At 38.6% G+C, this 22992-nt stretch carries 18 protein-coding genes and 1 pseudogene; 10 read left to right on the top strand and 9 right to left on the bottom strand.

The window, feature by feature from the left end; all coding sequences use genetic code 11:
* Positions 1 to 15 precede the first annotated feature (15 nt).
* Positions 16 to 423, bottom strand: a complete 408-nt coding sequence (locus J8M01_RS09220; RefSeq protein WP_192506630.1) for a GNAT family N-acetyltransferase — start codon at positions 421 to 423, stop codon at positions 16 to 18.
* 3 nt (positions 424 to 426) lie between these two features.
* Positions 427 to 633, bottom strand: coding sequence for a DUF3283 family protein (locus J8M01_RS09215; RefSeq protein ID WP_211057782.1), 207 nt, complete (start codon positions 631 to 633; stop codon positions 427 to 429).
* Positions 634 to 758: 125 nt separating this feature from the next.
* On the opposite strand from J8M01_RS09215, the gene J8M01_RS09210 reads away from it, so the two are divergent.
* Positions 759 to 1436 carry a hypothetical protein gene (locus tag J8M01_RS09210; protein WP_211057781.1) on the top strand — a complete coding sequence of 226 codons (678 nt, stop codon included), beginning with the start codon at positions 759 to 761 and terminating at the stop codon, positions 1434 to 1436.
* On the opposite strand, the gene J8M01_RS09205 is transcribed toward J8M01_RS09210, so the two are convergent.
* The 4 genes from J8M01_RS09205 to zntR form a co-directional block, all read right to left on the bottom strand.
* Positions 1433 to 1681 carry a DUF1289 domain-containing protein gene (locus J8M01_RS09205; protein ID WP_211057780.1) on the bottom strand — a complete coding sequence of 83 codons (249 nt, stop codon included), beginning with the start codon at positions 1679 to 1681 and terminating at the stop codon, positions 1433 to 1435. The two genes, J8M01_RS09210 and J8M01_RS09205, sit on opposite strands and share 4 nt — an antisense overlap.
* Positions 1682 to 1888: 207 nt before the next feature.
* Positions 1889 to 2983 (bottom strand): 1-acyl-sn-glycerol-3-phosphate acyltransferase, encoded by a 1095-nt coding sequence (locus J8M01_RS09200; protein ID WP_211057779.1) that lies wholly within the window; start codon positions 2981 to 2983, stop codon positions 1889 to 1891.
* 105 nt (positions 2984 to 3088) lie between these two features.
* Positions 3089 to 4201 carry an SO_0444 family Cu/Zn efflux transporter gene (locus J8M01_RS09195; protein ID WP_211057778.1) on the bottom strand — a complete coding sequence of 371 codons (1113 nt, stop codon included), beginning with the start codon at positions 4199 to 4201 and terminating at the stop codon, positions 3089 to 3091.
* Positions 4185 to 4598, bottom strand: coding sequence for a Zn(2+)-responsive transcriptional regulator (gene zntR / locus J8M01_RS09190; protein ID WP_210996020.1), 414 nt, complete (start codon positions 4596 to 4598; stop codon positions 4185 to 4187). Before zntR ends, J8M01_RS09195 begins: the two co-directional genes overlap by 17 nt.
* Before the next feature lie 72 nt (positions 4599 to 4670).
* On the opposite strand from zntR, the gene J8M01_RS09185 reads away from it, so the two are divergent.
* Positions 4671 to 5618 (top strand): D-2-hydroxyacid dehydrogenase, encoded by a 948-nt coding sequence (locus J8M01_RS09185; RefSeq protein WP_211057777.1) that lies wholly within the window; start codon positions 4671 to 4673, stop codon positions 5616 to 5618.
* 151 nt (positions 5619 to 5769) lie between these two features.
* Positions 5770 to 6150, top strand: coding sequence for a DUF3192 domain-containing protein (locus tag J8M01_RS09180; RefSeq protein ID WP_211057776.1), 381 nt, complete (start codon positions 5770 to 5772; stop codon positions 6148 to 6150).
* A gap of 48 nt (positions 6151 to 6198) precedes the next feature.
* On the opposite strand, the gene J8M01_RS09175 is transcribed toward J8M01_RS09180, so the two are convergent.
* The 3 genes and pseudogenes from J8M01_RS09175 to J8M01_RS09165 form a co-directional block, all read right to left on the bottom strand.
* Positions 6199 to 7101 carry a diguanylate cyclase gene (locus tag J8M01_RS09175; protein ID WP_210996018.1) on the bottom strand — a complete coding sequence of 301 codons (903 nt, stop codon included), beginning with the start codon at positions 7099 to 7101 and terminating at the stop codon, positions 6199 to 6201.
* A complete protein-coding gene (locus J8M01_RS09170; RefSeq protein WP_211057775.1) occupies positions 7102 to 10821 on the bottom strand; it encodes an ATP-binding protein in 3720 nt (1239 codons plus the stop codon).
* 135 nt (positions 10822 to 10956) lie between these two features.
* A pseudogene (locus J8M01_RS09165) lies at positions 10957 to 11496 on the bottom strand (PhoH family protein); the annotation flags it as partial.
* 110 nt (positions 11497 to 11606) lie between these two features.
* Here J8M01_RS09165 and J8M01_RS09160 point away from each other — a divergent pair.
* The 7 genes from J8M01_RS09160 to J8M01_RS09130 all read left to right on the top strand — a co-directional run.
* On the top strand, positions 11607 to 14879 hold the full coding sequence (locus J8M01_RS09160; protein ID WP_058405809.1) for a hypothetical protein: 3273 nt from the start codon (positions 11607 to 11609) through the stop codon (positions 14877 to 14879).
* Positions 14869 to 17238: a hypothetical protein gene (locus J8M01_RS09155; RefSeq protein ID WP_058405808.1), complete on the top strand. Its 2370-nt coding sequence runs from the start codon at positions 14869 to 14871 to the stop codon at positions 17236 to 17238. The genes J8M01_RS09160 and J8M01_RS09155 overlap by 11 nt, the downstream gene beginning before the upstream one ends.
* Positions 17231 to 17935 (top strand): hypothetical protein, encoded by a 705-nt coding sequence (locus tag J8M01_RS09150; protein ID WP_058405807.1) that lies wholly within the window; start codon positions 17231 to 17233, stop codon positions 17933 to 17935. The genes J8M01_RS09155 and J8M01_RS09150 overlap by 8 nt, the downstream gene beginning before the upstream one ends.
* Before the next feature lie 3 nt (positions 17936 to 17938).
* Positions 17939 to 18382, top strand: a complete 444-nt coding sequence (locus J8M01_RS09145; RefSeq protein ID WP_058405806.1) for a hypothetical protein — start codon at positions 17939 to 17941, stop codon at positions 18380 to 18382.
* Complete coding sequence (locus tag J8M01_RS09140; RefSeq protein ID WP_058405805.1) at positions 18382 to 20613, top strand: ATP-dependent RecD-like DNA helicase; 2232 nt, start codon at positions 18382 to 18384, stop codon at positions 20611 to 20613. The genes J8M01_RS09145 and J8M01_RS09140 overlap by 1 nt, the downstream gene beginning before the upstream one ends.
* The gene (locus J8M01_RS09135) at positions 20606 to 21949 is read left to right on the top strand and encodes a hypothetical protein (RefSeq protein ID WP_082653643.1); all 1344 of its coding nucleotides are present in this window, start codon (positions 20606 to 20608) and stop codon (positions 21947 to 21949) included. The genes J8M01_RS09140 and J8M01_RS09135 overlap by 8 nt, the downstream gene beginning before the upstream one ends.
* A gap of 247 nt (positions 21950 to 22196) precedes the next feature.
* On the top strand, positions 22197 to 22992 hold a 796-nt coding region (locus J8M01_RS09130), incomplete at its 3' end, for an IS256 family transposase (RefSeq protein WP_211057774.1).

The following is a 22992-nucleotide window of genomic DNA, read 5'->3' as shown; positions in this document are numbered from 1 at the left end:
GGTGTTAACGATTGATTATTTATAAATACACATCGCCACAATATCACGTTTTTGTCTAATATAATTAGAGAAACTTACGGATAAGTGATGTGGTAAGTTAGGACTATATTCAAACCCCAACTGGCGATAAAAGCCATCTAGCTTTCTATATGCAAATGTATACAAGACTTCATTTTGAGATTGTAATACGCTTGTGAGCAAGCTCTTTGCAAAGCCCTGAGAACGATATTCAGGGTGAACAAATACCGTTGATAAGAGTAATGCATCGTCTTTACTTTGTATTCGACAGCCAGCAATTATCTCCGTTGATTTAACAACCCAGCACTGATCTTGCTTAGTCGCACGTCCTCGTACAGAGAATTGTTGGTAAAACTTATTTATCAGCGGAACAGACATTGGCGTGAGTTGTTTAACAACATACATTTTCTAACCTGCAAGCATAATACTAAGATAATACTCAAACCGCTGCTTTAAAACTGCCTGTTCAGATACGGGACGACTGTTAATTGTATCATATACCGTCTCTCGAGAACGTTTTCCTCGCTTAATTTGGTATGCCCAAAATGACGATTCATAGTCTAATTGAATTTGATACTTTTCATGTCGAGATAATTTACACAGATTAAAACTCATAGGTACATTATTGTGATTGTAAACGTTTGCCTAGTGTAACATAAATTATTAATTTGCTAGACTGACTTGAGCACCTTACTGAGAACTTAATAATTAATAAAACAAACATAGGATCTCCCATAATCATGCCTGTTATATATACGCTATGTTTTTTACTCTTTAGCTCGTTTGCATACAGTAATAATACATTGATATTTAATCGTCCTGCCGACACACCGCAATCTAGGTATGTTATTGAGCTAACACGGCTTGTGTATAAAAATATCGGTTATGATATAAAAATTATCGACTTTAACTATCAAAGTGCATTGGTCGCCGCAAATGCAGGTGTCTTAGATGGGCAACTTGGTCGGGTCGATGGCGCGTCACAGCAGTATCCGTCACTCATAAAGGTGGACTTCCCGTTACTTTCTTTTAACCTTCAATTCTTGAGTCATTGTCAAACATGCTCACTACTAGACGCCCAATCGATTGTAATACAAGCATCACATTTGGCGCCAAAAGCGTATTTAGGCAAGCAAAATTACTTAGGTGAATTGATTCAAGTAAAAAGTAACTCTACGCAGCTCAATTTACTAACCCAAAAAAAAGTCAGCGCGGCATTAGTAATCGGGTTTCACATTAAAGAATACAGAGAAAAACTCCAGAAGCTCGGGATATTTAGCACAACGCTAGATAAAATTAACTTGTACCACTATTTACATGAAAAGCACGCTCATCTAGTACCACGTATTATGACATCATTAATTGACTTAGATAAAAAAGGTACGGTATCCATGTTAAAAAATAAATATGGTATTTAAAAGTCCAACTGCTGCTGGTCGTCGGCTCCACTTTTTGGAGGAGTATTTGCGTTCTGCTTTGCCAAATAACGTTTATAACGCTGCTGGCATAAAATAATAACATGTTTTTTTTGTTGCTCTGTCAATTGCCCCCATGCAAAACGCTCCTCCCTACTGCGGTAACACCCTTTGCAATAACCCCGAATGTTTACTTCACATATGCCTTTACAGGGATTGGGGATCTCAAATATTTCAATTTGTTCCACATTGGCTCACAGTTCATCTAGTCAATTTAGTGCACACATAGCTACATTACTTATTTGAAAGTATAACGATACGTATGTAAAAGGTTTATAGTCTCTGATCAGTATAAACCTATTTTGAATAACAAATCATCTTCGTGAATTATCGCAAGCCAATAAAAACAAAAAACGCCACTAAATAGTGGCGTTTTTATACTTCAACTCGTTTACCTATAATGCTTTACGTCTGAGTGGCTCTGCATACATAGCTAATACCTGTTGTTTAAGCTCTTCAGGCACTGACTCTAAACGTCCCATGAAATCTTGCTGCTCCTTAGGCGATACCTGTTGCTTATCTCCTGCCGCAATATAATTACTTGGATGTAAGTAATACTGCCCAATAATTTGTTTATCAATGGTTTCCGCTAACATCTCTGGCGAATCACACTCATCGTCTATTGGCTGACCAAAAGAAATATGTACATGGCCTTTATCAGAACGGATCCCTTCTAAAATACTTTTTATGTCTTCGCCATCCGCTTTAACATAGCTACCATGAAGCTGTTTATGTACGAGTTCTTTAGCTTTAGCAACGGCACATGGCTCATATTGATATGAAATCGAAACTGGCACTATCTTGAGCTGCTTAACGTACTCATCAAACGAAAGCTTCTGTTTTCGACCATATAATTGTAGCATTTTCAGCAAAGCCGGATCGGTTTGATCGACCCCATCTTTTGCCCGCCCCTCTTTTTGGGCAATCCAAATTGATTGACCTGAGTTCAATGAATCAAAAATATAGCTTGATAAATGTGTTAGTGCTCTTAACATCTCTTTTGGCGCTTTTGCTGAACGCTTAACTATAAAGCTCTTATTGAGTCGCATTAGCTCAGTAATATAAGGCACTTGCAATAAGTTATCACCTATCGCTATACGTACGGTATTCATATTATGACTGTGCAAGCCCCAGTTCATTAAAGCGGGGTCCAACACAATGTCTCTATGGTTTGAAATAAACAAATAGGCCGATTCTTTATCAAGTGTCTCCAAGCCTGAGTAGGTCACTTTACTCGTCGTTTTTTTTACTAGCATATCAAGGTAACGTGCGACTTCGTCTTGCACCTGCTTAACAGAATTAAAACGACCCCATTTTCGACGTAACTTATAACGTACAAATGGACGGCATAACATAGACCATTTACTCAGCCACTCTGGCAAAGTGTATTTTACAATCACATCAATGAAGCTATTGTCAGCTACTAATCGACCTAAGGCCGACGCAACTTCTTCATCATTGTACGGTCTTATATCTGCGTATTTATCCACTAAACTGCTCTTTTTGTTAAAAATTAAACGAAATAACGGGACTATTTTATCGCGCTATTGACTGTTAAGCTAAGATTAACAAGTCTGACCACCCTGCTACTAACATTAAGCGATTGATGCTTTAAGCTTTTTGCTAATATCAAGCAGCACTAATCGTAACATCAATAAACACAATAATACGCCACTGAGAGTTGATATCCAAGTCGGTAGTATATCGTGCTGCATTGCCACCGCCGTCTTCACATTAAAGTCATACGCCATAACTAAGTAATCTGTTAAATAACCGAATAGGATCGCAACCCCTATCACACCGATTAAATAAGCAATCACCGCTCGTCGACCTAGCTCTTTGCCAACGACCCCTAATGTCGCAATATTCGTCGCGGGTCCAGCTAACATAAAGACCAACACAGCTCCTGGAGAAACGCCCGCCATCAACAAACCCGCTGCAATAGGCGTTGAGGCGGTAGCACAAATATACATAGGGATACTCACAAGAATCACAGCCACCATTGCCATCATGCCACTCCCCCATTGGCTTAAAAATGATGTAGGTACAAAGGTCTGCACAAGTGCAGCAAAAAACAACCCTATTATCAGCCACAACATTGTATCTGATAACAGTTTATTACAACTAAATTTAATTGCCTGCCACACTTTACCTAAAAATTGCATTTTTTCTGGTTTTGATGAAGCACAACAGGTACTTTTCTTTTCGGTCTGTGCTTGCTTAGGCGCACAACAACTATCATGGACCTGTTGTTGTGTGTCATGACAGTGTGATGAGTTAGGCGGTTCATGCAAAGGAGGTGCAATATCTGACTTATCTCTTCCAACAAGTACGCCTGCAACAATCGCACTGCACACAGCCGCAACAGGCCTAATAATAGCCATAAATGGCCCTAATAAAACATACGAAATAGATACTGAATCAACCCCAGTTTCCGGTGTTGATACCAAAAATGCGGTCGTTGCACTTTTTGATGCACCAGCGCGTCTAAGACCAATCGCTGCGGGTATTACACCACACGAACAGAGCGGCATAGGAGCACCAATGAGGGCTGCCTTCAAAGTTGTCCAAAATCCTTCTTTACCTAAATGACGCTGTAGAAAATCTGTCGGAATAAACACATTTAATATTCCAGCAAGTAATAAACCAAGCATCAGCCAGGGCGCTGATACCAGAAATAATGTCCAAAAGTTATTTATAAGTAACATCTATGTCCTCCAATGCTGTCAATATAGAACAATAGTCCGCACTCTCTTTACCGCCACAGCAACGATTTGCCAGTATTGTGAGTGACTGCTCAAAGCGTTGTAAGTCTGAAATTTTTTGTCGTACCAAGTCACGTTTTTGTAGTGTAATCGCTTTTACTTCTTCACAACGGCGCTGCTGTTTTTCAATTTTTATTTGCAGCAGCTCCTGAATTTCTCGCAAACTAAATCCGACTTCTTTTGCGCGTAGGATAAAGTGCATTTGCTTTAGGTGGGTCTCATCGTATAAACGATACCCAGCGTCGTTTCGAGAAGAAGGCGTTAACAAACCATGCGTTTCGTAATAACGTAACGTGTCTGTCGTTACGCCTAATGCGTTAGATAATTGACCTATTCTCATATCTTTCTCCTTACTGTGGTACAGTATAAACCTTAGAGTAAACCCCAAGGTCAAGCATAGCAAAGGTCGTTTATGAAAATTGTGCTATTAGATGCGAAAACACTCGCAAATAACTCTCTGTTACCGCTAACGGTGCTCGGTGAATTAGTGACTTACCAGAACACGCTACACGAACAAATAATTACCCGCTGCATTGACGCAGATGTGATAGTCAGTAATAAGGTTGTCATCAACAGTAAGGTACTCGCCTCACTGCCTAAATTAAAGTTAATTTGCGTTGCCGCCACTGGCACTAACAACATAGATTTACGTGCGGCCAAAAAACAAGGCATCGCGGTGTGTAATGTTGCTGGGTATTCAACTTCGGCGGTTGTCCAACACACCTTTACACTGCTGGGCAATTTAATGGGTAATATGCATCGATATATTGCTGATTGTAAAAATGGACAATGGCAAAGCAGCGATATATTTTGTCGTTTAGACTATCCAATAAAAGAAATCGCAGCCAAGAACTTCGCTATTATTGGCTATGGTACACTGGGCAAAGCCGTTGCAAACGTGGCTCAGGCTTTTGGTGCACACGTGATCATAGCTGAACGACCCAATGCGCGTTCAATCCGAGCGGGCAGAGTGGCATTCAAAGATGCCATTAAATCTGCTGATATCATTTCGATTCACTGTCCACTCAATGATGAAACGAAAGATCTATTTAACGCATCCGTGTTGGCACAACTAAAACCTTCCGCCGTACTTATTAATACAGCTCGCGGTGGCATAGTAAATGAACTCGCATTAGTCAGTGCCTTAAATGAACAGCAACTTGCTGGTGCTGCGCTAGATGTACTATCCATTGAGCCCGCCCAAAAGAATAACCCGCTATTTGAATATTCAGGTCATAACCTACTACTAACGCCGCATAATGCGTGGGCTGCTGAAGAGTCTATTGATAGATTAATCTATTCTCTTGCTAACAATATCAAGTGCTTTTTAAATGGTGAACATATCAACCGTGTAGTATAAAACACTAATAAATCATCAAATTAACCATTTTTTGATTTCTATATAAATTCCTTTTAATAAATAAAACTGTAAACCTTTGATTTTTAATGTAAAAATAATTGGCAAATTATTTGCAATTAAAAAAACACTATCTATCCAGGAACAAATAAAAATGAAGAAATTACTTATAGCCGCACTACTAACAACACCTTTCTTAAGTGGCTGTATTGTCGCAGTCTCAGATGGCGAAGCTGAACACAGCTGGGCTTCTGACCATCGCAGTTCTGGTTGGCAAAAACATCAAAAGTCTAATAGAGATAAAATTACCGGATTAAAGAACGGCGTTGCATATCAAACGGTTCTACAAGAATTCGATACGCCTGAATTTTCTGATTTAGTCAATAAAGGTGATAACGTGTATCAAGTCTTGTATTTCGCCACAAACAGCAAACATTCAGACGGTAAAATTACCAAAGATGAATGCACGCCATTGGTATTTAAAAATGGCAAACTGGTTGGGTACGGCGCAAGTGCGGTGTCTGAATACCTTTAACTAGGCGTCAAATAAAGCCTTGAATACGATTAATCAATAGGTGAGGATTTACCTATTGATTAATACTATACGTTCTTGATGTTGATGTGCCTGTTGTAAGGCGCTATCCGCTAACTTAAATACTTGCTGTTCATTGTCATTAAAGTTTGTGGTGATATGTACAATGCCGATACTTATACTTAAGTGAGCACAAATGGGTGACGTGCTATGGGTTATTAACAGGCTATCAACTGCATCATGCATCTGAGATGCAACTTTTTCGGCGCTGTCACTGGTACTTTCTGTAAGTATGGCCGCAAATCGAACGCCATCATAGCGCGCCACAAACCCTAGGTGCTCAATAGTCACATGCTCAAGTGCGCGTGCTACTTTAACCAAACACTCATCACCAGCAGAGTAACCATAAAATTCATTAAACTCTTTGAAATAATCAATATCAATTAACAATAAGCTCAGCGTTTTTTCATATTCCGCACACATCTGGCAGTTTCTAGCCAGTGTTTCATCCAATAAACGTCTATTCGGAATCTCTGTCAAACCATCAATCGATGCTAACTTTTCAAGTAAATCATTCTTCTGCTTAATCGCTAGGTGGTTTTTCACCCTTGCTTTAACGATAAGTGGGCTGAATGGTTTAGTAATATAATCCATTGCCCCCATTTGTAAGCCTTTTGCTTCATCATTATAGCTATTACTTGCAGAAATAATAATGACTGGAATTGCGTAAGTATGTTGCTGTGTTTTTAGCTTTTCTAATAAATCATAACCAGACATCCCTGGCATCCGAATATCTGAAATAATGAGATCTATCTCATGACTAGATAGAAATGCCAGCGCCTGCTCTGCACTTTCACATTGTGATATTTGATAATCTTCAGATAACGTGTTGTCTAGAACCACGCGGTTAAGCGGATCATCATCAACAATCAAAATACGAGCAATCTTTGGCATTTAATCCCCTAGACTTCCTATCGTTAAAAATAACTCAACTTGCTGTAATCTCATTTTTAGATCTGTAACAAGCACCTCATCTGGTGTTTTATTCGAGGTTTTTATATGTAATTCTAGTACCTTAGCTGCCTCGGCTAATCGGCAAAACCCCAACCCTGCAGCTGCGCCTTTGATACTATGAGCTAATAATGAAACCTCTTTATGACTTTCACAATTATCTAACTGATGTAAATATTCTGTACTTAGCTTAGCAAACTTTTCTAACATTGTGATTAAAAACGGTTCTTTCCCCATCACTTGCTCAAGCGCAAATGCGCGATCAAAAAACCGAATTTCTGCGGTGACATACAGAGCTAATGTCTCACTTAATAATCCTTTTTCAACGGGTTTAATTAAGTAATCATTCATGCCAACACTCAGCGCTTTATTGACTTCACCAACATTATCATTGGCGGTTAATGCAATAATGGCAACAGGTTGCTCTGGCAACGCTTTGCGCAATAGCTCTGTTGCTTGGTAGCCATCTAATTCTGGCATTTGTACATCCATTAGAATCACATCTGGCTGTAACTTGGATACTATTTCAACAATATTTTGCGCGCCATTCAATCGTACGATATTTACACACACCTGTTGTAACAAATTGCTTGTGATATCTAAATTTAGTTCATTATCATCAACAATTAAACATAAGCTACCCGTTACATTGACATCTTGACATCTTGATTGTGGCTTTTGCTTCAACTGCTGTTCAATATCTTTTGAGATTCTCTGAGCATAGCCAACTTGAGGAAACTGCTTAATCTTATTCCTGATCACTTTAAGATTCTCTATCGGTGTGCTTTCTGGTACATAGACACGAACAAGCTTATCGAGCCAACCCTGCTCACAGTGCACACCTAGCATATCAAGTTGCACCGCGCTCTCGCAGACTAGATATGAAGCTGGTTGATCATTTAGATGTTGTAACACCCTCATTTTATCCTGCTCTATACATACATTGAGATCAGAACAAACGAACCTCATACTATTACCCGTAAACCAAAGAACGTCGGTCTTTCTAGAAAGTAATGGCACCACTTCCAATGGTAATGAGAAGTAAAATTCACTGCCTTGTCCATATTGACTGTTCAGCTGAATTTCTCCACCTAATAATGCAACTTCTTGCTTTACTATGGCAAGGCCAAGCCCGATCCCGTCATGTTTACGAGACAAGGATTCATCAACTTGAGTAAACGCATCGAACAGCCGCTCTTGATCCACCTCTTTAATCCCTTGCCCTGTATCTATAACACTGAATTTAGTACGTTGCTCGTCGCTATTTTGCTGCTCTTGAATAATGGCCAATACAACTTTCCCTCTTTGGGTATACTTTATGGCATTGCTCAATAAGTTAATTAAGATTTGTTTTATTTTTTGCATATCACCTTTGAACGTGGGCGGCACCGAGTGTTTCAGTTCAATAGTGAGTTGTAAACCCTTTTGAGCACATAAGGGCGCCATCAATTTATAGCAATCATCAACGAGTGTTACTATCTCAAACTCACGAACTCTTACGCTCTCTTGGTGCCTTTCCACTTTAGCAAATGCTAAAATACTGTTCAGCATATCGAGTAATTGCTGAGCCGCGTAACTCACTTGACCCATTTGTACACTTTGGGTTTCATTTAAGCCTTGCTCTTTGACTATATCAACCAGTCCAAGTACGACGTTAATTGGCGTGCGAATTTCATGACTGATATTCGCAATAAAGCGACTTTTTGCTAAAGTAGCTCGCTCCGCATCGAGTTTAGCCCTTGTTAACTGAGTAATGTTTTGTAGATGAATAACAAAGTATTTTGGCTGACGCTGCTTATCCCACACCAAAGAAATACTTAATTGCAGCCACATGTAAGGTCCTGACTGAGGCATCGTAAGTTCAGCCGCCTTTTTATTTTGCTCTAGTAATACCGCAAATGTCTCAGTTAACGCCTTGTAGCTTTGCTCATCAAATAATCTGGATAACAAGGATCCTACTTTCGGTTGATGCTCTGTTAAATACCGTTTTGCTGCTTTATTTAAACTCAACACTTTTCCATCAATCGAGGCTAAGATCACACCATTTGGTGCATATTCCATTGCCGCTTTAAAGTTCTCTTCTGAGGTCTGCAATGATTTAAGCACTTGCTGTTGTTCGGTGACGTCCCGCGCTACTCCAAAACTACCTATTAATCTATGTTGCTCATTGTAAAATGGCGCCACGGTAAACATGTAGCTCGTATCTTGCAAAAGCAATGTTTCTGTCAGCGAGTGCCGTTGCTCTCTCATACACTGCTCTAGCATGGTCAATTCTGCAAATTTATCTGTGACCTCGTGCAGCTCTTTGCCAACCAGTTCACTTTTATTAACTTTAAGAAATGCTTCAAAAGCTGCGTTACACCCAATAAATGACCCATCGATATTTTTAAAGTAAATTAAATCTGGAATGTTATCTAACATGGTATTCAGTAAAGCTGCTTGACGCTCTTTTATATCAAGCGAGCGCGCAAGCTGTTTCTTCTGCGTTTGCACTTGCTCATCTAAAACATCGTTATGCTGCTTTAATTGCTCGAGTAATTCTTGCTTTTGCGTCACTACCCGTTTAATTTTTGCAAACCAAGGCTGCCAGTCCTCAGGAATTATATAATCGAACGTTGTTTTTGGTGCGTGCTCTTGCAGCGTAAGGTACCGTACAAAATGACTTACCGGACGAATAAATATCCGATTACTCAGCCACGTAACTGCTAGGAATGTAGCCCCTATGAAGCTGGCCAAAAAAAGTAACTCTAGTGCTATCTCATATAGAATTGGCGTTCTAAAATCTTGCTCTGTTTGCTTAAACGCTAAATCAATTGGTCTTGTTGATTTTTCACTATAAAGGTGAATTCCACCTAACCACGGTGCAACCCGCTCGCGCTGTTGCTGGGATTCAGTTAAAAACTCATGGTGGGTCAGTAAGTTTTGCTGGTGTTTATTTAATAATGTAGCAACCGTTTTAGGTAAACCGACTTGATTCAACCACGCCAGCACTTTTTGCGTATTGTAAACCAATAAAACATGCTCATTTGACGTACTTGAGCGACGCTGTCCTATCGCAAAATAGGTTCTACCGTTAATTTCTACTACACCAGTACTACTATACATTTTCTCAGAAAAGTCAGGTGACAACTTCCCCTCAAGTAATGCCGTCAATAAATGACTTTCGTTGTGATAACGGCGCTTTACAAATGCAAAGCCATTATCTTTGACGTAAGCGAGCGCATCTACTGGTAAGATTAACGCTAACGCTGTATTAAAAGCTGGCCCTAATGCCATAACCTGTTGCCATTGTCGATAAGCTTGAGGGTTATTTAAAAAGCGCCCCCGCCCTATCACCTCACCTGCACCATGCGGCAATTTTCGATAATAGTAATCTGCCCGTTGATCAATTGTCGCCATGATAAATGGATCAAAATGATAACTGAGCGGTTGCTCAAGGCTAATAAAGACACTTTGAAATACAGTTTCAGCCGCAGACATAGCTTGATCTAACTGCCCATTTAAACGCTGAAAATGCACAACCTTGTCATTATAACTTCGCTCAAGTTTAATATGGTACAAGTGCAGGCATAAAATTGCGGCCACAAGCATCGCGATACTTAAGGTAACAGCAATCGCTTGATGATATTTTTTTAAAGGTAAGAACGCTTGATCAAAGTCCATAAAGGATAGCTAAATGATTCCCTATGCCCAACACAATAACGAGCAAGGTAATGATAAGCAAGGCTCAACAGTGAAACACCTTGCTTTTGGTAAAATAAAAGGCCACCACCTTTCCGTGGCCTAAGACTTCAAGAACTATAGATTTTCCTCAGCGAAAGACGCCAATCTACTACGTACAACCCCATTTAAATTAATTGTTGCGCTGCCTTCAAAGTGTTTAAAACGCTCAACAATGTAGGTCAAGCCAGATGTGAGAGGTGTTAAATAATTACTGTCTATTTGGGCTAAGTTACCCGTGCATATTAATTTGGTCCCTTCTCCACAACGCGTAATAATCGTTTTTAACTGCGATGCGGTTAAGTTCTGGCTTTCATCTAAAATCACTACGGCGTTTTGAATACTGCGACCACGCATAAAATTGACCGATTTAAACTGAATATTGGCTTTCTCCATTATATAATTACGACTTGAAATAGGACTTTCATCATTTTTATGAAGCACTTCAAGTGTGTCCGTGATCGCAGCAAGCCATGGGGCCATTTTCTCTTCTTCGGTACCTGGTAAAAACCCGATACTCTCTGCGATTTCAGGCGTATTTCTCGTAACGATAACCTTATCATACACCCCTTTTTCAATGATCATTTCCAGCGCACTGGCAAGTGCTAACAGAGTCTTGAGGTATTATAAATTATAAATAGACACACCGACCGACCGATTAAATGCTATGATTTACATTAACCATTCTGAAAGTCGATGAATTTTTTAAGGTATACCTAAGTCAGCCCATGAAAAACTATAACAATAAAAGCATCCTCAACATCGACAATGCAATTTTCCAAAGCTTAGCCCCAAAAGGTAGCTTTTTACAACATTGTTTAATCTGCTCAAAATGGGATGATGAAAACGAAAAAAGCTCTTCTCTTGCGCATTACAATTTACGATTAGCGATATCAAAGTTACTGCAACTGATAAAAGCTGACGAAGAAGAGCACCAAGCATTAATCCATTTATTAGTGCGTAAACCAGAAACTATAACCATCACAGATCTAATCCAAGGTTACAAGTCAGTTGAGCTAGCATTAATAAACAGCTTTCCTTTGAGCAGAGCCAAAAGTTACAGCACCGCAGTCAGAAACTTTTTCAATTCATTCAGTGCTCCCATAGAAAGTGGCTTCAATGCATCAGAATTAGCTTATGAAACACTATTATCAACAACTGTAGACTTTAAGAAAAACCCTAACATCGACCTTTTTACCGTCTATGTAAGAAATCAAACAAAATTTGCCGTTATTGATCCCGATACCTTCCCAAATCTATTTGTTAACGATTCGGTTTTACACAATCTTCTGGTCAATTTAGAAAACGCATCAAAAGAAGCCCCCTTTGAATACTCAGTCATTGCGGGCTTAAAAAAATTAATACGTGAAATTGATCAGTGGCCTGAATATTCTGAAATAAAAATATTACTTAACAGTCCCTTAAACTTATTAACCCCAAATAAAATTAACGATGCACTAATCGATTTTGAGAAATGCTTACATAAGGCATTGCCAAATAGAAAGTTGAATCAGCTAAGTACACTGTTTAGACAGAAACTATTTGATCATGGACTAACCGCTCCTGAGCTAAATAAAGCGAAAGACCTCTTCAAAACCAATTTCAACAGCTCAGGTCAGTTAAAATTTAAACCACGATTCATAATACAATGTAAGAACGTTGAGCATATTGTAGATTCGTTTCAACTACCATTGGTTCTGCCGTTAGAGAGTGTGGGCGAGAATTGTTTTAATCAGTTCGAAAAAATATCAGAAACCAGCGTTGCCGATACGGACAGCGTAACTGACCTAATAGAAATCTTGATGCTGCTTCAGCAAGGGGGATATAGTGACGCGAGACTATTATTAGCTAAAAAACCCGAAGACTTGATTACTTATAATGTTTCCAAGGGTTTAATAGATCTAGAGCTATTAATCACCAAACACTTCCCAGACAAGAAACAAGAAAAGCTACGCCTTATTCGTGACTTTCTGAACTTATGTGATATCCCAACTCAAAGTGGAAAATTATTAAACGATTTTGAGATTGATTCGACTATCAATGTAAAAGAAAAAGTTAAAACTATGGCTTTTCAAGGGTATTCCAAAGTTAACGGTAAAAAGAGTGATGTTACCGTCGAGTTTAACCTGACCAAATTAACCCCCTTATTAAAATTAAATAGCGTGCTAGTCACGGCGTTGAACAACCTACAAACGTACACAAAAACCACGCCGATGCCTGCCATATCTTTATCTGACATAGAGCGAACTTTAGGCTATGTCGTAGATACATCATTAGAGTCAGCGCAAGTAAGGCATATCCTTATCAGCCCTTTATCTGACCTAGAGCAGCGGGATTTCAGGTTGGGCTTTGCTCAACTTGAAGACATCATCGATGAGCAAGATATACAATTAAAAGCACCTAGAAGCCAAAGTCTACGAACATTTTTAAGTAATCACGCGGGTAAAATCAACGGCCAGATTGATATAAAAAACTGTGGTTTCAAATCTCGGTTTAGCGCTTCTGATGAAATGAATGCTCAAAAACTAATTGAGCCTGTAGATGAGAATGGCGATGTCTTACCCAGCCCTATTTTAAACCAACAACAATCGCTGTCAGAACTAAGAAAAAGTGTACAAGCGTACTTTGAAAAGCCAATTAACCAGATACTAAATGCGTGTAAGAAAGAAGTTGAATGTTATAAACAGCTTGTATCTACTTTTAACACTTATACGGAAAAAGACGAAAATGGGGTTCACATCAAAGATACCCCAGAAGAAGTTACTGTTCTAGTTAAAGATAATCAGGTTGACGAAGGTCGGTTGATTTTAAAGTCACAAGCAAGTTCCATCAGAAAGGAATTTACAAATGAAGTTGTGATAGGGGCTTACCTTCGACATCAACTATCCATTGGCATATCAGGCTCAATTTACTGCTCTCAAAAATCTGAGTTAATCCCGACTTATGTGAAACACTGGTTTCCTAACTCAAGTACAGGTATGAGAGATTTCTTTTGGTCAGGCATATTTTTGCCTAAAAATGTTCTTCTTGTGTGCTTTATAAGATTAGTTATCAGAACCACTTGGAATAAAGATGTAATAGCTACATTGACTCGTGCAAATTTGCCAGAGCAAATGCCAGAAGGATCTTTTGTACTTGCTGGCTTCAAAGAAAAAGTAGGTAAAGAGACTACGCCCGTTACGATTGAGCCTCATGAAAGAGAAATTCGTGAGGTGATCAGCTTTCTTATCCAACATCATGACAACATGATACGAATGGACTTTCAACCAGATAGTATTTGGGATACTCCGGGTTCGACAAAACTAAATTTCCTATCGGCAGCTATTATAGACAGGCTGCGTGATCACTACACCCTTCCATATTTCCGGATGGAGTTATTAGCCAAACATCAAATGAACCTTAGAAAAGGTATCGACGGTAGCTTGGTTAATTCACAACGAGAACGGAATCATGCAAGCAGTAGAGTCACTTCTGCTTATCTAACGCACCCTATCGCCGTGATTGAATATGAAGCCAACAATGCTGACTTTCAGCGAAAATTTGAGACAACCGTCCAGTTTAGACATAAAGAAACATCAATAGAGAAATACGGCTTAGATCGCAACAACATTGACGAAGATTTAATCGTAGCACCAGCAGACCATAAAGAAGAATTGCCAGATTGGTTCATTTTAGCAGACGGCTCATCATGCACAGACATCTTCGCTGCTGTTGATAAATCTAAGCAAGATAGCATTTGTAAAGGTCGAAAATGCCATTCAGGAGAAGGATGTGAGTTCAATCGCGTAGAACTAGGTGTTGATGAATTTGTACGAACTCTGCGACATCAGGCTTATTACATAGCACGTGGTGAGGTGCTGCTGGCAAAGCATGGTAGAGAGTATTTTGATGAGTATATAGCGCCTGACATGCGATTTACGTTTGGTTTAGTGAAGTATGTAGAGTTATCCAATCCTCTAATGTTCAAAGACGCTAAAGGGAGATTAGAAAATGAACAGTAATCTTAAGTACCAGTTCTTAGAAGACATAAAGCCGGAAGAGATACTGGAAGAGCATGACGACCTGCTTTTAGAAAATGCAAAACTGTTGCAAGTTACAGATGAAAAGCTCTCTATTGAAGGTACTGTTTTACATTATCATGCAAAGATCACTGGCGCGAAAGCCAATGAAACGGTAGTGCAAAAAGGCTCTGTAGATCTACGTGATATATGGGTTCCCGGTGCTGCGGGGTGGCAGCACCCAGTGCCTATCTTGGTTTACCCTGACTATGCCAAGGCGCTTGTTGAAATCGTCGATATCTATGCAAACAGAGCTAAACATACGCCGACATTTGTAAAAACAGGGATAATGTCGCAAGTTAACGTTGCAGCGCAATTCATTGAATATATGTGCTTACATGGTCATCTCGTACTAAATGGTGTAAATCAAAAGCAAATCGATAAGATGAAAGTAACGCTCAAAGAAGGTGGTATTCCAGCAACGCTAGCCTTGCATGAACGAGTTAATTCATTTGTCGATTTGTTAATCGAGAATGACGAACTAGAGCCATTTTTAATCAAAGACGGTAATACCGAAAACTCTAAAGTAACTAGTATAAGAGTACCTAAGATTGCCCAATGTATCGGTGCGGTTAGTCTAGAAAATCAAGTTCCAACCAGCGTTTACAAAAAAGTAACAGAACACCTAAAATCAAAGGGAGTTAAATTCGGTGCTCGTTTAGCATCTAAAGGCGCATCTGCACCTTCTCAACCAGCCGTTAAATCTTTGAATAACTGGTTTGGTACTTGGAATAGGTTTGCAAAACTAGATAATGAAGATCGGATGCAGTTTATTCCTTTTCCTAACCCCAACCAGCTTTCTAAAAAACTAGGTAAAGTTGCTGGTCGCACAAAAAATTTGGATTTAGAACATGTTGTTGATCTATTAGGCGGTTCACACCTTTGGGTATACGAATATTCATCCAAAATAATTTCATTAGTAAATGAAATTACCAACTTAAAAAATCAATACCTTGATGAAGGGCTTCGCCATCGAACACTGACTGAAGGTAGATTTCCAGAGTTTTTAGTTAGTTCGAAAAAAGTTAAAGAGCTTGAAAAACTGCTAGGTATTGAAATTCACAAATCGAGTTTAACCGCTTCAGATAAAGATTCTGAGGCGTTCTCTGTAACCGAAGTAATCACGTTATTGATGACCGCATGCTATGTCATATTGCAAACTTACAACGCAAGAAGACAAGCCGAAGTCCAGCACCCTCTTATTGGCATTACGGAAGAGTTCTTTCGCTGTAAAGATAAAAAATTCAATTGGTATCAAGCGTGCTTTTATAACGAGAAAAATGGTGAGCGACGCTGGTACACAACTAACAACGGTAGCACTAAAGCAATTCAATGCTTAATTAAATTGAAAAAAGCATGGGGCGCTGTTGATGTTGACGGTTTGTTTAATGTGCCAAGTTTTCGAATTGATGATCAAGGAAACTTTAAACACTATAAATATCATTTTAATAAGGGAAAAGATTCAAAGATCACTGGCAATGCATTTTTAAAAATGGTGCTAGATGATGCTGAAGTGGACATGTCAAGCCACCCATTCAGACGTATCTACGCTGTTATTTACCATTATCAGTATAAAAACGCAGACTTACTAGCATTATGTCACCAGCTAGGACATGTTGATCCCGAAGAAACAACTGTTTATGTAACGGAGCCTGCCGCTAGAGAAACGCATGAGCAACTTCATCATAAAACCAAGCTGACTCGAAATGAGAAAGCTGAATCAACCATTGCGATAAAAGAAGAAAATAAGTCTCTAGATAAAATCATTGCTGAAGTAGGTGTTGAAACAACGGCAAAAGACATTCTGGCTTTACTTATGGGCACCGAAGAAATGGCAGGTAAATATACTTCTTATTTGAAAAAGGTTTACCGCGTTTTGCAAAAGAGTGTGAGGTTCAACAACTATACCAAAGACAAGTACGGTAAAGGCTTTAGCGAATTACCTGACGAAGAAAAAAGTAATGAAATAGCTCAAGTACTTGATGCTAGAGGTCATAAACACAAGCCTAAACCCCACGCAACTTGCCATAAAAAAGAGAATGAAGCTAAAAAGCATAAGTCTCCTTGTGAGCCATCTGTTTGTAAGGGCTGTGTATACCAAGAAGTAAAACGAACTCAACTAAACATAATGAAAGAAGACTTAATCGCGCTAAAGGCTGTCCTAACTGATTTTTCAATGCTTCCTATTGAACGTATGCGAGCAAAGGAGCAAAGCGATAACTTATCTATTTTGATAGAAAGCCATGAACGCGCAATGGAAAGAAGTAAGAGTATTTTCAAAGGGGGGCAACCTAATGGCTAAGACAAATCAAAACCAAGATCCTCAACAAAAAGAAGCCTTTGAGCGTATTGAACGAAAAGTAGAAATACTTGAAAAGTGGGCAAACGAAGGCATCCCTTTTGTATTGGTTCAAGGTAATAAACAAGTTGATGACAAAGGAAAATATGTCCTTGAATTCTTTCCTACCAGCCCTACAGGACTTAGAAATTGGAACGGTAAACAAAATAGTAAGGAAGTTGTTAAGCAATATGATATTCCGCCATATACAACGTCTGCAAAGTCTTTAGATGCTATACCCACGAGCTTAAAATTAAAAATTTATGGCGATAAAAATAAACTTAACCTTTGGGAAAGGCTGAAGTTTAAGGCCAAGCTGCAAGCCAACACTAAAGAAAAGAACGCCCTACAAGAGCTAGAGGAAGAGCTGAAAATATCTAAAGCTAATCACCAAGGGCTGGCATACGAGTTAATTGAACTTCGAGTGACTAACAAACACTTGGAAGAAGAAAACTGCACGCTAGAGAACCAGATTGAAAGTGTACGTTTGTCTATAAAATCCCAGCTTGATCTGAAGAAAAAACAACTTAAGCAGTCTGATCTAAAGAGCAAGCAGCTTAGCATCGAAAATACAAAGCTAAAAAAGCTTTTAGACGAACATGGTATCGACTACGAAAATGCTGACGAAAGCACCTCTATTATTGATTTTCCGGGGAAGTAAATCATGGTGAATAAGCGCAGAAAATCTTCTCAGGATATCGGTAAACAGAATGCTAAAAAGATAGCAGATTGGGTAAATACTTCGCCTGTTATCCCTTTGTATCAAGGTCGGGTTAACAAGACTCAAATTTTCAAGATGCATAATGTGCCTAAATCAACACTTGATACGAATGAAGATCTACAAAAGTTATTTGCTCCTGATGGTCCAATAGAGAAGCTAGTTCGAAAACAAAACGGGCTTGAGATTGAACTACCTGATGATGTTGAAGAAGAAAATTCAGCAAAAGAAAATGTAGAAAATATGGTTTCAAATAGTGAGCTTGAATTGAAAGTTAAGGTATTAGAGACCCAGCTTAACTCTATTCAATTAGATCTGGCTTCAGAAGAGTTTTTGTTGGCAACAGGTCGGTATATTCCAAAGCTTTACTTGGATGACGGTGACGTGTGATGCAAATAAGCAATATATCATTTCACGAAGATGTTAAGCAATTAACAGGCGTAGTCACTTTAGTTCGGCACTATACACAAGATAAACGTGGTATCTCATCTATATTTTTATTAAAGGTTGCACGTGAAAAAATAGTCGTTAAGGCTGAATTCGGTGCGATTACGTCAATCCCGCAAACAGGAGAAATCTGGAGAGCGACTGGTGATTATTCCTTTGATAAAGAATATGGCTCACAGTTCATTGTAGATGAGGCTTTAAAGCTGCACCCCAACGCAGAAATTTCAACTGAGGTACTTTGTGATTTCCTTATCTACAACGCCCATTTTGTCGGTATAAATAGCTATTGGACGAAGAAACTTAATCTCGCTTTTGGTGAAGATTTATTTGCAGTTTTACAAAGTTACTCAGCTAAAAAGTTATCTAACTGTAAAAAGCTAAAAATCTCACCAGTTATGGCTCAAAATCTTTGTGATGGTTGGGCTAAGGCTGTTGGTGAAAGTGAATTAAATCTATTTTTTGAACGACACAAATTACCAGTTGAGTATGTTGAAAGTACTCGTCAACTACTAGGCCGTGACGCAATTAGCTTGATAAAAAAGAATCCATATCTGCTCTATCCTATAACATCTGTAAATGCTGCAAAGCGGACATGGAAATCACTAGACAAAAAAGTAAGAGCTAACTTTGATATCAATTTAAACGATAAGCGTAGAGCTATTTCATTTGTTGAATCACTACTTTATTCAGCACATAGCAATAACGGTGATATGGCGTTACCTGCTAATGAAGTCAAAGCTGAACTGATTGAAGCAGGCATTGGGCTTGAACTTAATGAAATTGAAGACTGTGCTTTTCAGACACTTTGTTTCAACAAACAAAATGACACTATACAAATCTTAGGTCATCAGGCGATTGAAAAGGCAATTAATGCATTACTTCACAGGCGTTTATCTAAGATAAAGCAGCTATTTGATACGAATTCGTTGGCGTTTGACGAAACGTTATCAATATTAGATCACCACAGTGTTGAACTAAATCCTCTTCAGTTACAGGCATTAGGTAATGCCTTTAATCGACCTGTTTCTTTTATTGTAGGAGAAGCTGGTACAGGAAAGTCTTTGCTATCCCAGATCATCATTGATGTATGCCTTAATAATGGTATTAACGTTTGGAGAGTTAATTCAGTTGTTTGTAATGGAGACAATATACTGCCTAATTTAAAGGGAGAATCTATTAATCGCTTCATTTCACAGGCAAAAAAGCGAAACCTAAAAGGCGCATTGTCAGGAGCACTTATACTGATAGAAAATTCACATTCAGTTGATATGTTAACGTTATATAAACTATTAAAGGTTGTTCCTCTTAATGCTCACATTTGTTTTATTGGTGATAAATTTACATTACCGCCTATAGGTCCGGGATCGTTTTTTAAACAAGCTGTTGAATTGAAAAGTGAAGCCGTAACAGAGTTAGTTGAGGTCAATGGTGCCGAGTCCCAGCTTAATATCCAGCGGCTATATAGCTCTTTAATGGGCAGCACGGCATCATCAGTATTTGATGCTATTCCTGCATTTGACGTGTCAAAAGAACAAAGCCTAAGTATTTACCATACTGAAGATAAATCTCACGAGATGCTTAGTGCCATTACAATCAATATTTGGTTCGAATTGATTCCAATGTTAAGTGATGTACCTAAGATCATTTGTTCGAATCCTCAGTTATGCGATGACATAAATTCTCAAGTTCAGCGTATTCGTTTTAACCGAAAAAAAGTAGCAAAGCTAGAAATTGGAGAATCTGTTTTCTATGCGGGGGAGCCTATTATTTTTGCTAAATCTAATAAGTTTGTTGATGTACCAGTTGGTACGTTGGCAAACATAGCAGAAATATACGAAAAGCCTGTCGTTATATATGGGCGTGAGTATTGGATGAAGATAAACATTGGCGATGATTGTATCGATTTGTCATCAGATGATATTGAAAGTATTTCGCTGTGTTATGCAATTACGGCGCATAAGGTTCAAACTAATCAATTTACTCATTCCTTAGTTGTTTTGGATAATTTCTATTTGATTAATAAACCTTGGCTTTATACATGTATTAACGCTTCTAGTGATTCCATTCTGTTTATCGGCAATAAGAGCCAGCTAGTTGCTCAAGTTAATACAACTGATTTTAGTGCTAAAAGACATCACGGCACCCCTTTGAAATTGGAGGTTTCAGGTGAGTAACAAGATTACTGAAACAAAAATACGCTATGACCGTCACGATCACTACGTCTATCAAGATATTAACGGAGAGGTCCTTTGGGGACCTACTGATTTTCTAATCGATCTTGATAGAGATCCTAAAACCAAGCGTACCTATAGAAAAGCGTTTAGACGATTATTTAAATTTTTGAACTCTGGTAAACATAAAATAAGCTGGCTTGAAATGAATGACTCTCGCATGAGGGAATTTAGGACGTTCTGCTTGAAAGAAACGACAACAGATTCACGATATCGAGGTGATGAAAACGTTGCTAAACAGACGGTCAATAGCGACTTTTTGATGCCAATCTATAACTTTTATCATTGGGTACAAAAGCAAGGTACATATCACCCAAATATTCTTGGTTTTGATCCGGCTAATAAGTTCTCATATCAAATAACATCATCATTATTGTTGAAGGAAATCGCCGTATCTAGAAACGAAAAGCCAAACAATGATTCACTTTATCCAGAATTATTCAGAGATTGTGATAAAAGAAGTAGACAAAAGAAAGATGCTAGCGAATACGAACTAGAAGAATTAAACAATTATATCATTAATGAATATGACGGTTATGAACGCACGTCATTATTGCTAATTGCGCAGATTATGAATGAAACTGGTAGTCGCCCAATTTCAGTTAGTAGTTATAAAAGGCTTCAATTTTCAGATGAAATTATCACTAAAGAATTCGACCTAAACAAACAAGATTACTTGTCGGTTGTTCCGAAGCTAGCAAAGCAAGGTAATACTATGCCGATAAACTTTAGGTTATCTACTGTGCTAGCAATTAGTCATTTCATTAAGAATGATTTGAATGAATTTCTTAGGAATGTTGATACAGGTAGCTATGAAGGGCATTTGTTTTTAGACCCTAACAGCTTTAAACCACTAACGGCAGAGAATATTAGCAAGATCTTTAGTGAAATCACCACAGAACTTGGCTGGCCTAAAGGTAAATCAATTTATTCTTTACGTCATAAGTTTGCAGGAGATAGCCTTGATAAACATCTGGACGCTGCAATAGAGTTAGGTTTTAGTGCAAGTGAAACCGCTATTGCACTTCAGTTGGAAAGAGAAATGACCCATCGCAGTTCAGGCTCCTTAGAAGATTATATTTCAAGTCGAAAAAGAACAATGCAAAAAACGGAGTCTTTTAAAAAGTCATTGAAGATTAGTGAATTAGAATCAGATAAAATACGTCTTGAATTGGAAAAGAAAAAAATGATTGAAATTGCCGAACAGAAAGATAGTGAGAATCAGAAATTACTATTAGAGATAGAAAGGTTAAAAGCTAATTTGACACAACAAAGTTAGTGCAAATAATTATATAAATTTATTTTTAATCAATAAATGGTTAGACTGAATTGTTAAAGTGTTAGGCGAAAGAGGCTGTAATTGGGATTAATAGTACACGGGAACGTAGTCAAGGTTGACCACAGTAACAAAGAGTGGTTAAAAACAACACCTCACGGAAATCCCACTAAAGAAGTTATAGAAGGGCTTACGGTAGTGTTTAGAAATCTGTGTCATTTCAGTATTATTAAGAAAACAGGAGTGACACATGACTCAATCTTTCGACTTCAGCAAAGCATTAGCTGAACTTCAAGCTGGTAAAGATCTTACTGGCGAAGACGGTGTTCTAACACCATTAATCAAACAACTCACCGAAGCGGCTCTTAAAGCTGAATTAGAGCAGCATTTAGAATCTGAGACCGAAGTTAACCGTAAAAATGGTTCAACCAAAAAAACAGTTAAGTCATCCATAGGTCAATTCGAACTTGAAACGCCCAGAGACCGTTCAGGTTCGTTTGAACCTCAGCTTGTTAAAAAGAACCAAACCAAGTTAACGCCTGAAATTGATGAGAAAATTCTATCTATGTTTGCTTTAGGTATGAGCTACCGAGATATTCGAGGCCACATACAGGATATGTATGGCGTTGAAGTATCAGAGGCCACCATCACTGCCGTAACAGACCAACTGATACCAGAGCTTAAAGCATGGCAAGCGCGCAGCTTAGACACGCTTTACCCGTTTATCTGGCTTGATGCCATTCATTATAAGATTAAAGAAAATGGGCGCTACGTGAGTAAGGCTATTTATACCGTACTAGGTGTCAATATCGAGGGCCGCAAAGAGTTACTTGGTTTATATGTCTCTGAAAGTGAAGGGGCTAACTATTGGTTATCAGTATTAACAGATTTACATAATCGTGGTGTATCCGATATTTTAATTGCCTGTGTTGATGGACTAAAAGGTTTCCCTGAAGCAATAGCAACAATCTATCCTGACGCCGAAGTACAGGAGTGCGTTATTCATCAAATTCGTAATTCGATGAAGTATGTTGGGGTTTTGCGCC

The organism is Pseudoalteromonas sp. MMG005 (assembly GCF_018101015.1).
Lineage (GTDB): Bacteria > Pseudomonadota > Gammaproteobacteria > Enterobacterales > Alteromonadaceae > Pseudoalteromonas > Pseudoalteromonas aurantia.
This window is presented reverse-complemented; position numbering and strand designations above follow the sequence as displayed.

Excerpts from the sequence above, each read along its gene's own strand:
- J8M01_RS09140 (WP_058405805.1), top strand. The coding sequence starts at position 18,382 with ATGCAAATAAGCAATATATCATTTCACGAAGATGTTAAGCAATTAACA.
- J8M01_RS09160 (WP_058405809.1), top strand. The coding sequence starts at position 11,607 with ATGAAAAACTATAACAATAAAAGCATCCTCAACATCGACAATGCAATT.
- J8M01_RS09185 (WP_211057777.1), top strand. The coding sequence starts at position 4,671 with ATGAAAATTGTGCTATTAGATGCGAAAACACTCGCAAATAACTCTCTG.
- J8M01_RS09175 (WP_210996018.1), bottom strand. The coding sequence starts at position 7,101 with ATGCCAAAGATTGCTCGTATTTTGATTGTTGATGATGATCCGCTTAAC.
- J8M01_RS09215 (WP_211057782.1), bottom strand. The coding sequence starts at position 633 with ATGAGTTTTAATCTGTGTAAATTATCTCGACATGAAAAGTATCAAATT.
- J8M01_RS09220 (WP_192506630.1), bottom strand. The coding sequence starts at position 423 with ATGTATGTTGTTAAACAACTCACGCCAATGTCTGTTCCGCTGATAAAT.
- J8M01_RS09155 (WP_058405808.1), top strand. The coding sequence starts at position 14,869 with ATGAACAGTAATCTTAAGTACCAGTTCTTAGAAGACATAAAGCCGGAA.
- J8M01_RS09170 (WP_211057775.1), bottom strand. The coding sequence starts at position 10,821 with ATGGACTTTGATCAAGCGTTCTTACCTTTAAAAAAATATCATCAAGCG.
- J8M01_RS09150 (WP_058405807.1), top strand. The coding sequence starts at position 17,231 with ATGGCTAAGACAAATCAAAACCAAGATCCTCAACAAAAAGAAGCCTTT.
- J8M01_RS09195 (WP_211057778.1), bottom strand. The coding sequence starts at position 4,201 with ATGTTACTTATAAATAACTTTTGGACATTATTTCTGGTATCAGCGCCC.
- J8M01_RS09145 (WP_058405806.1), top strand. The coding sequence starts at position 17,939 with ATGGTGAATAAGCGCAGAAAATCTTCTCAGGATATCGGTAAACAGAAT.
- J8M01_RS09210 (WP_211057781.1), top strand. The coding sequence starts at position 759 with ATGCCTGTTATATATACGCTATGTTTTTTACTCTTTAGCTCGTTTGCA.
- zntR (WP_210996020.1), bottom strand. The coding sequence starts at position 4,598 with ATGAGAATAGGTCAATTATCTAACGCATTAGGCGTAACGACAGACACG.
- J8M01_RS09180 (WP_211057776.1), top strand. The coding sequence starts at position 5,770 with ATGAAGAAATTACTTATAGCCGCACTACTAACAACACCTTTCTTAAGT.